The 7,617-nt window shown below is 71.1% G+C and carries 11 protein-coding genes; 2 read left to right on the top strand and 9 right to left on the bottom strand.

Features of this window, described 5'->3' with window-relative positions; translation table 11 throughout:
* A partial coding sequence (locus tag JWP65_RS16775) for a TIGR03862 family flavoprotein (protein WP_299765778.1) occupies positions 1–584 on the bottom strand: 584 nt, incomplete at its 3' end.
* 56 nt (positions 585–640) lie between these two features.
* Here JWP65_RS16775 and JWP65_RS16770 point away from each other — a divergent pair.
* Complete coding sequence (locus JWP65_RS16770; protein WP_299765776.1) at positions 641–1,327, top strand: alpha/beta family hydrolase; 687 nt, start codon at positions 641–643, stop codon at positions 1,325–1,327.
* Positions 1,328–1,381: 54 nt separating this feature from the next.
* On the opposite strand, the gene JWP65_RS16765 is transcribed toward JWP65_RS16770, so the two are convergent.
* The 5 genes from JWP65_RS16765 to JWP65_RS16745 all read right to left on the bottom strand — a co-directional run bounded on the left by JWP65_RS16765 (position 1,382) and on the right by JWP65_RS16745 (position 4,403).
* On the bottom strand, positions 1,382–1,687 hold the full coding sequence (locus JWP65_RS16765; RefSeq protein WP_299765774.1) for a hypothetical protein: 306 nt from the start codon (positions 1,685–1,687) through the stop codon (positions 1,382–1,384).
* A gap of 81 nt (positions 1,688–1,768) precedes the next feature.
* Positions 1,769–2,185, bottom strand: a complete 417-nt coding sequence (locus JWP65_RS16760; protein ID WP_299765772.1) for a hypothetical protein — start codon at positions 2,183–2,185, stop codon at positions 1,769–1,771.
* Positions 2,186–2,294: 109 nt separating this feature from the next.
* Positions 2,295–2,594 (bottom strand): hypothetical protein, encoded by a 300-nt coding sequence (locus tag JWP65_RS16755; protein WP_299765770.1) that lies wholly within the window; start codon positions 2,592–2,594, stop codon positions 2,295–2,297.
* Between the two features lie 27 nt (positions 2,595–2,621).
* Positions 2,622–3,443, bottom strand: coding sequence for an ammonia-dependent NAD(+) synthetase (gene nadE / locus JWP65_RS16750; RefSeq protein ID WP_299765768.1), 822 nt, complete (start codon positions 3,441–3,443; stop codon positions 2,622–2,624).
* Positions 3,444–3,506: 63 nt separating this feature from the next.
* Complete coding sequence (locus JWP65_RS16745) at positions 3,507–4,403, bottom strand: nucleotidyltransferase (protein WP_299765766.1); 897 nt, start codon at positions 4,401–4,403, stop codon at positions 3,507–3,509.
* Positions 4,404–4,569: 166 nt separating this feature from the next.
* Between JWP65_RS16745 and JWP65_RS16740 the strand changes: the two genes are divergently transcribed.
* Positions 4,570–5,328 (top strand): metallophosphoesterase, encoded by a 759-nt coding sequence (locus JWP65_RS16740; RefSeq protein ID WP_299765765.1) that lies wholly within the window; start codon positions 4,570–4,572, stop codon positions 5,326–5,328.
* 15 nt (positions 5,329–5,343) lie between these two features.
* Here JWP65_RS16740 and JWP65_RS16735 read toward each other — a convergent pair whose 3' ends face one another.
* The 3 genes from JWP65_RS16735 to JWP65_RS16725 form a co-directional block, all read right to left on the bottom strand.
* Positions 5,344–5,661, bottom strand: a complete 318-nt coding sequence (locus tag JWP65_RS16735; RefSeq protein ID WP_299765763.1) for a hypothetical protein — start codon at positions 5,659–5,661, stop codon at positions 5,344–5,346.
* An 81-nt stretch (positions 5,662–5,742) separates the two neighbouring features.
* Positions 5,743–7,131, bottom strand: a complete 1,389-nt coding sequence (locus JWP65_RS16730) for an efflux transporter outer membrane subunit (RefSeq protein ID WP_299765761.1) — start codon at positions 7,129–7,131, stop codon at positions 5,743–5,745.
* Positions 7,128–7,617: efflux RND transporter permease subunit (locus JWP65_RS16725; protein ID WP_299765759.1), on the bottom strand; the 490-nt coding region annotated here is incomplete at its 5' end. The genes JWP65_RS16730 and JWP65_RS16725, both read right to left, overlap by 4 nt.

Genomic DNA, 7,617 nt, shown 5'->3' with positions numbered 1-7,617 from the left:
ACCCGCACGCCGCGCGGCTCCAGCCACGGCACCCAGGCGCCGTCGCTGCCCAGGCGCCGCCAGCTGGCGCCTCCGAGGGCCAGCACGGTCGCATCGGCGCTGTGGCTCGCCTCACCGTGCGGGGTGGCGAAGCGCAGGGCGCCGGTCTCGGCCCAGCCGGTCCAGCGATGCCGTGTGTGCACCCGCACGCCCGTCGCGCGCAGGCGCTGCAGCCAGGCGCGCAGCAGCGGCGCCGCCTTCATGTCGGCGGGGAACACGCGGCCGGAGGTGCCGACGAAGGTGGCGATGCCGAGGTCGGACGCCCAGGCACGCACGGCGGCCGCATCGAAGGCGCCGACGGCGTCGCGCAGCTGTTCGCTGCGCTGGCCGTAGCGCGCCAGGAATGCCGGCGCCGGCTCGGAGTGCGTCAGGTTCAAGCCGCCGCGCCCGGCCAGCAGGAACTTGCGGCCGACGGAGGGCATGGCATCGAACAGGTCGACGGCATGGCCGGCGGCGGACAGCACTTCGGCGGCCATCAGGCCGGCCGGGCCGCCGCCGACGACGGCGGCCCGGGGTTGGGGGGAGGGGAAAGGAGAGTCGGTCATCGTGGCGGCACTTGCAGGATTGTCGCCGCCCGCCGGTCTCGCCTTAAGCTCGCGTCATGGCCAGCCGCATCCGCTTGACGATCGCCCTGCCCGCGGATGCCGCGGTCAGCGCGCTGCTGGACCTGCCCGCGTCGCCGTCGGCTTGCTACGTGTTCGCGCACGGCGCCGGCGCCGGCATGGAACACCCGTTCATGGCGTCGATCGCACAAGGACTGGCCGAACACGGCGTGGCGACGCTGCGTTTCCAGTTCCCGTTCATGGAGCAAGGCAGCAAGCGGGTCGACCCGCCGAAGGTGGCGCAGGCGGCGGTGCGGGCCGCGGTCGACGAAGCTGCTCGCCGCCTGCCGGGCGTGCCACTGTTCGCCGGCGGCAAATCGTTCGGCGCCCGCATGACGTCGCAGGCCCAGGCCGGGTTGCCGCTTGCCTGCGTGCGCGGGCTGGTGTTCGTCGGCTTTCCGCTGCATCCAGCCGGCAAGCCGGCGACAGAGCGTGGGCAGCATCTCGCCGACGTGGGCGTTCCGATGCTGTTCCTGCAAGGCACCCGCGACGCGCTGGCCGCCCTGGAGCTGGTCCGCACCACGGCGAGCGAACTCGGCCCGCGCGCCACGCTGCACGTGGTCGACGGCGCCGACCACGCGTTCCATGTGGTGCTGCGATCGGGACGCAACAACGCGCAGGTGTGCGAGGAATTGCTGGGGACGATGGTGGCGTGGATGGCTGCAACCTTGTCACGCCGGGCCTGACCCGGCATCCAGGCAGCACGCGCGCCGCATCGAGAAATTGGCACCCGCCTCCGATCAGAACAGGGTCCCCGGCGTCAAATACAGCCGCGGTGTCAGAGTCATCACGCTGCTGCTGGTGGCGGCGCCGCCGGCCGCGTCGGGGTAGCTGCGTTGCCGCGCGTGGCGCATGTTGGTGACGTTGTAGACCCCGACACGCCAGTAGCCCCAGCCGCGCACCAGCTGGCCGACGTACACGTCGAACCGGGCGCGGCCGCTGTCGTGGCCGCTGATGCCGGCCGAGGTGTCCGGGTCGGCCGGGCCGACCACCGACAAGGTGCTGCCGCCGAAAAAGCCGCCGGTGCGGCGGATCGGCTTGGCCACCGTGAGGCTGGCCGTGCCAGCGGCCGCCGAGCAGCCGGTTCACGCTGGCGATGGTGTCGCTGGTGCGGCGAACGAACAGGTTCAGGCCACCCTGCCCGTCCTGCGGCAGCCGTCGCTCCAACCCGGTGTCCAGCGTCCAGGCCGTCTCGGGCGCGGGTGGGGGTTGCCGACGGTGTCGGGGTTGACGATGCTGTTGCGGCCCTGCGGATCACCGTGCGCTCGATCAGGTCCCAGATGCGCGGGTTGCGGGTGATGCGCGCCGCGTTGGCGCGAAACTGCAGCTGCGGCGACAGCGGCGTGCGCAGGCAGCGAAGGCTGCAGGAAACTCGAGCGCCGATCCACCAGCGTGGTCGCGCCGGACATGCTGTGCGTGCCCAGCGTCTCGCCGGGCAAGCCGGCGGTGAGCGTGCTGCCGCTGAACACCTCCCACTCGTAGGCCCCCAGCATGATGGCTTTGAGCGGCAAGGCCATCAAGGCAGCGGCGACGGCGGTTTTCATGGGCGCCAGTCTCTGGGCCGTCTTCGCAGGCTGGAGTCGGCGCAGCGCACCCCAGCTTGTCGCGCCGATGCCGGGGCGGCTTCGGCTTATCCCCAGTCGGCGGGTGCGCTCAGCTCGGCAGTGCCAGCAGCCGCGTCAGCGCGGCCAGGTGCTCGTCCTTCAGGGCCTGCGGCTTGACCTCGTCCTCGGCCGCGGTTTCGTCCTCGTGCCCTTGCACGGCGGCGCGCATCTGCTCGGCGCTGTGCCAGACCATCACTTCCTTTTTCGGGCACATGTGGCGCAGCGTGTGGTACCAGTAGTAGCCGTCGGCGCCGCCGAACAGCTTGTCGATCGCGGCCAGGTCGTTGCCCTTCACGCGATGCGCCTGGAGGATGTCGTCGAGAACTTGGTGGGAGAGGATGAACGTCATGGGCCGCGGATTGTATTCCCCGGGGTCTCACGGGTGCACGGGCAGCGCCCGCTTGTGCCGGCTGCCAAGGTAGAAGCGGCTGATCACCTGCGTCACCTGCGGCGGCACCGGCTTGCCTTCCAGGAAGTCGTCGATCTGGCCATAGGTGATGCCGTAGGCGGCTTCGTCAGGCAACTGCGGGCGCAGCTCTTCCAGGTCGGCCGTGGGCACCTTGTTGACCAGCTGTTCCGGCGCGCCGAGGAAGGACGCCAGGGCGCGCACGCGCCGCTTGACCAGGCCGGTCAGCGGCGCCACGTCGCAGGCGCCGTCCCCGAACTTGGTGAAGAACCCCATCACTGCTTCGGCCGCATGGTCGGTTCCGACCACCAGCCCTCGCCGCGCTCCCGCCACCGCGTACTGGGCGATCATGCGCTGGCGCGCCTTGATGTTGCCGAACACGAAGTCCTCCTGCGCTGGTGACTCGAAAGCCTGGCCGCCGGCGCGCACGGCGGCCAGCATGGCTTGGGCCGCCGGCCGGATGTCGACGGTGAGCGCCTCGTCCGGCTGGATGAAGCGCAACGCGAGTTGCGCGTCGGCTTCGTCGCGCTGCTGGCCGTGCGGCAACCGCATCGCGATGAACCTTGCCTGGCCGCCGCCGGCCCGCACCCGCTCGACGGCCAGCTGGCACAGGCGCCCGGCGGTGCTGGAGTCGACGCCGCCGCTGATGCCCAGCACCAGCGCCTGCATGCCCGAAGCGACCAGGTAGTCAGCCAGGAAGGCGGTGCGCCGTTGCGCTTCGACGGCCGCCTCGAAGTGTGGCCTGACGAGCAGTTCGGCGGCGATGGACTGGGCGTTGAAGGCTTCGGTCATGGTGGTGCGTTGGAGTTGCGAAGCGCGCGGGCGCGCAGGTCGCGGCCATTGTGCCGCGATGCCTCAGGTTCCGCTGAGGGCGACGGCGCCGTTAGCGGCCGGCAGCGCCGCCGTCGCCTCGGCCTGGGCCTGGGCCTCCGGCTGCCGCGCCGGGATCGCCTCCGTCCACACCGCCACGTCCTGCGGGGTCATCGTGCTGACCGGCGTGAGCCGGCCGTCCACGTAACCCAGGCGCTCGACGTCGTGCAGGTACTGCTCGCGCGACAGCAAGGTGCCGGCGCAGACGTGCGGGTCGTCCGCCGGTGGCTGGCCGGTTTCCTCTGCCAGCCGCGCCAGCAGCTGGTCCATCACCCAGTCGGGCACCCGGGCCCGCTCGCCTGGATAGACGTAGCCGAACAGGGTCAAGTGGGCCAGCAGCACCCGCCAGTGCGGGCCGAAGCGCTCCAGCAAGCCGGGCCAGTCGAGCTGCTCGGCATTGGACTGCAGCAGATGGGCGATGTCGGCGCCGTCGAAGCGCTCGCGCTCCATGATGAAGGCCTTGGACAGCAGCCCGTCTTCCAGGTTGGCGATGCGCACCGGCACCCCCAGCACGTCGGCCCTGGCGTTGTCCTTGAACCAGCGGTCGTCCACCGGCGTCAGGCCGTTGCCCGAGTTGAAGATCAGGTCGATGAAGTCGTCGCCGCAGTACACCTTGGCCAGCCAGTGCGGGTAGGTGAGCTCGGCCCGCCAGCCCTGGGCCTCGGCCAGCGCCGCCACCCGCTCGTAGTCGTCGCGGCGGATGAACAGGTCCAGGTCCTTGGTGGAACGCCGGATCCCCGTGAAGCAGGCATGGGCGAAAGCCCCGCCCACCAGGAACTCGAGCCGGGCGTCCACCAGCAACTGCAGGGCCTTGCGGTAAAAAGCGGCGGTGCCGGGCTGGACTTCACCCTCCAGGGAGGGGACGAGCTGGGTGACGGGCATGCGACGGAGCCTTGTGGTTGGGAAGGTTGGCTTGTAGGCTAGCGGCGGTGCGCAGAAGCGCGTGGAGGACGAGCGACCTCATGCACAGTCAGCCTCTGCCTACAGGGCGGCGGCGGCGATCGCGGCAGCATGGCTGTTTCCATCCCGCGCCAAGGCATCCGTCTCCATGGGCAAGTCCGCCACCCACGTCCGCTTCGCCATCGTCGGCGACATTCACGTCAACAAGGATTCGGCCGGCTCCTTGCGCGGCTTCTTCGCCCAGGCCGGCGAGGCCGCCGACGCCTTGCTGCTGTGCGGGGATCTCACCGACTACGGCACCGCCGAGGAAGCGAAGATCCTGGCGGAGGAACTGGCCGGCGTTTCGGTGCCGGTGGTGGCGGTGCTGGGGAACCACGATTTCGAATCCGGCACGCCCGAGGTGGTGTGCGAGGTTCTGACCCATGCGGGCGTGCGGGTGCTCGACGGCTCGGCCTGCGAGATCGAAGGCGTGGGCATCGCCGGCGCCAAGGGCTTTTGCGGCGGCTTCGGCCGCGGCTCGCTGGGCGCCTGGGGTGAGCCGATCATCAAGCAGTTCGTGCAGGAAGCCTTGAACGAGGCAATGAAGCTGGAGTCGGCCCTGGCCAAGCTGCGCACGCCGCGCCGCATCGCCTTGCTGCATTACGCGCCGATCACCGGCACGGTGGCGGGCGAGCCGGTGGAGATCTTTCCGTTCCTGGGCAGCAGCCGGCTGGAGGAGCCCTTGCTGCGCTACCCGGTGGACGCCGTGTTCCACGGCCATGCCCACCGCGGCGCGCTGGAAGGCAAGACGATCAACGGGGTGCCGGTCTACAACGTGGCCAGGCCGCTGCTGCTGCGCAGCCGGCCGGAGCAGCCGCCATTCCTGCTGTTCGAGCTGCCGCGGGAGCCCGGCGAGCCGCACGCGTAGGCGCGCCGGTCCTGGTCAGCGGCTGTAGCCGACGCGACCGCTCTGCCCGGCCTGGCGGTTGTCCCTGCGCTGCCAGATCGACCCGCTGCCCGGCGTCGGGGCCATGCGGCTGGTGTCCGGCACCACCAGGGCCGGCGCCGCCTCGTACTTGGGAAAGAACCGCGGGCCGGCCTGCAGCAGGTTGCTGCGCACGTCGACTTCGGTCGCACCCGCGCACGGCTTGTCGGTGTAGGTCTTGCCGTCGCCGCAGCGGTGCACTTGCGCGCCGGCGCCGGCGCCGGTGGCCAGCAGGAGCGACAACAGCACGGCGCTGGCGGCGGAAGTTTTGATCATGAGCACAAGTATTGCGCTGGCGGGGCACGGCAGGCCCGGAGCGGGCCCAAGTCGCGCCCCAATCCTACAAGCGGCGCCAGTTCAGGGTGCGGCCGCTTCGGTCCAGCCGCCGCCCAGCGCCCGGTACAACTGCACCTGGTTTTGCAGCCGCAGCAGGCGCGTCTGCACCAGCGCCTGCTGCGCGCCGAACAGCGAGCGCTGCGCATCCAGCAAGTCCAGCTGGCTGGAAATGCCGGCGTCGTAGCGCAGCTGCGACAGCCGCAGCCGCACCGACTCGGCCTCCACCACCGTGGCTTGCGCGCGCACCTGGTCGGACAGCGTGGCGCGCCCGGCCAGGCCGTCGGCCACTTCGCGGAAGGCCGACTGGATCGAGCGCTCGTACTGCGCCACGGCGATGGCGCGGCCGACCTGCGCCGAAGCCAATCCGGCGCGGTTGCGGCCGGCATCGAAGATCGGCACCAGCAGCTGCGGGGCCAGCGTCAGGCCCCAGGCGCCGCCGCTGAACAGCCCGGACAGCTCGGTGCTGGCGGTGCCGATGCCGGCCGTCAGCGAGATGCGAGGAAAGAAGGCGGCGCGGGCGGCCCCGATGTTGGCGTTGGCCGCCACCAGCTGCTGCTCGGCCTGGCGCACGTCGGGCCGGCGCGCCAGCACCTCGGACGGCACGCCGGCGGGCAGGTCGGGCAGTTGCACCGACGCGGTGGTCACGCCCACGCGATGGTCGGTGGCCACCGGTTCGCCGATCAGCAGTCCCAGCGTGTTGAGGTCGAGCGCGCGCTGGCGCTGCACTTGCGCCAGGGTGACGCGGGCCGTTTCGCTCAGTGATTGCGCCAGCCGCAGGTCGATCTCGGAGGAGGCGCCGTTGTCAAAGCGCAGACGCACCAGCCGCTGCGACTCTTCACGGGTGGCGAGGGTCTGCTCGGTCAGCGCCAGCAGTTCCTCGTCGGCCGCCAGGTTCAACCAGACGGTGGCCACCGACGCCACCAGGCTGGCCTGGGCCGCCTTGCGTCCTTCCTCGGTCGCCAGGTATTGCGCCAGCGCCGCTTCGCTCAGGCTGGCGATGCGGCCGAAGAAGTCGATCTCCCAGGAGCTGAAGGCGAGGCCCGCCGTGTAGCTGCTGACGGCGCTGCCGCCCGGGCCAGGCGCGCGCGAGCCGCCGACCGCCGCGCCCACCGTGGGCAACTGGTCGGCCCGGCGGATGTCGTACTGCGCGCGGGCCTGCTCGATGTTCAGGATGGCCAGCCGCAAGTCGCGGTTGTTGCGCAGCGCGGTGGCGATCAGCCCGCGCAGCCGCGCGTCGGCGGCGAAGAACTGCTGCCAGCCCAGGTCGGCCGCCGGCACGCCCTGCGTGGCGGCGGCGTAGGGGAAGGCGCCGGGCACGGGCGCTTGCGGGCGCTCGTACTTCGGCATCATCGAGCAGCCGGCCAGCAGCACGGCGGCCGCTGCGGTGCTGAGCTTGAAAATGGCGCTCATACCTGGTCTCCCGCGGTGGCGCCCGGAGGCAGCTCACGATCGTATTCGTGCGTGTGCAGCTTGCGCTGGCGCTCGCTGCCCTTGAAGAAGCCGCGCACCACCACGAAGAAGATGGGCACGAAAAATACCGCCAGCGCGGTGCCGGTCAGCATCCCGCCCAGCACGCCGGTGCCGATGGCCCGCTGGCTGGCCGAGCCGGCGCCGGTGGCGATCGCCAGCGGCAGCACGCCCAGCCCGAAGGCCATCGACGTCATCAGGATCGGCCGCAAGCGGTCGCGCACCGCATGCAGCGTAGCCTCGATCAGCCCCATCCCCTTGCCCAGGTTGGCGACCGCGAATTCGATGATCAGGATCGCGTTTTTGCTCGATAGGCCGACCGTGGTCAGCATCGCCACCTGGAAATAAACGTCGCGTTCCATGCCGCGCAGGCCGCTCGCCAGCACCGTGCCGAGTATGCCGAGCGGCACCACCAGCAGCACGGCGGTC

It is taken from the genome of Ramlibacter sp. (assembly GCF_028292805.1).
GTDB lineage: Bacteria > Pseudomonadota > Gammaproteobacteria > Burkholderiales > Burkholderiaceae_C > Ramlibacter.
Note: the sequence above shows the minus strand (reverse complement) of the source record. Positions and strands in the feature narration are given on the sequence as shown.

What these genes read in the sequence shown, in the direction of transcription:
- JWP65_RS16770 (WP_299765776.1), top strand. Translation starts at nt 641, where the DNA reads ATGGCCAGCCGCATCCGCTTGACGATCGCCCTGCCCGCGGATGCCGCG.
- JWP65_RS16760 (WP_299765772.1), bottom strand. Translation starts at nt 2,185, where the DNA reads ATGAAAACCGCCGTCGCCGCTGCCTTGATGGCCTTGCCGCTCAAAGCC.
- JWP65_RS16755 (WP_299765770.1), bottom strand. Translation starts at nt 2,594, where the DNA reads ATGACGTTCATCCTCTCCCACCAAGTTCTCGACGACATCCTCCAGGCG.
- nadE (WP_299765768.1), bottom strand. Translation starts at nt 3,443, where the DNA reads ATGACCGAAGCCTTCAACGCCCAGTCCATCGCCGCCGAACTGCTCGTC.
- JWP65_RS16745 (WP_299765766.1), bottom strand. Translation starts at nt 4,403, where the DNA reads ATGCCCGTCACCCAGCTCGTCCCCTCCCTGGAGGGTGAAGTCCAGCCC.
- JWP65_RS16740 (WP_299765765.1), top strand. Translation starts at nt 4,570, where the DNA reads ATGGGCAAGTCCGCCACCCACGTCCGCTTCGCCATCGTCGGCGACATT.
- JWP65_RS16735 (WP_299765763.1), bottom strand. Translation starts at nt 5,661, where the DNA reads ATGATCAAAACTTCCGCCGCCAGCGCCGTGCTGTTGTCGCTCCTGCTG.
- JWP65_RS16730 (WP_299765761.1), bottom strand. Translation starts at nt 7,131, where the DNA reads ATGAGCGCCATTTTCAAGCTCAGCACCGCAGCGGCCGCCGTGCTGCTG.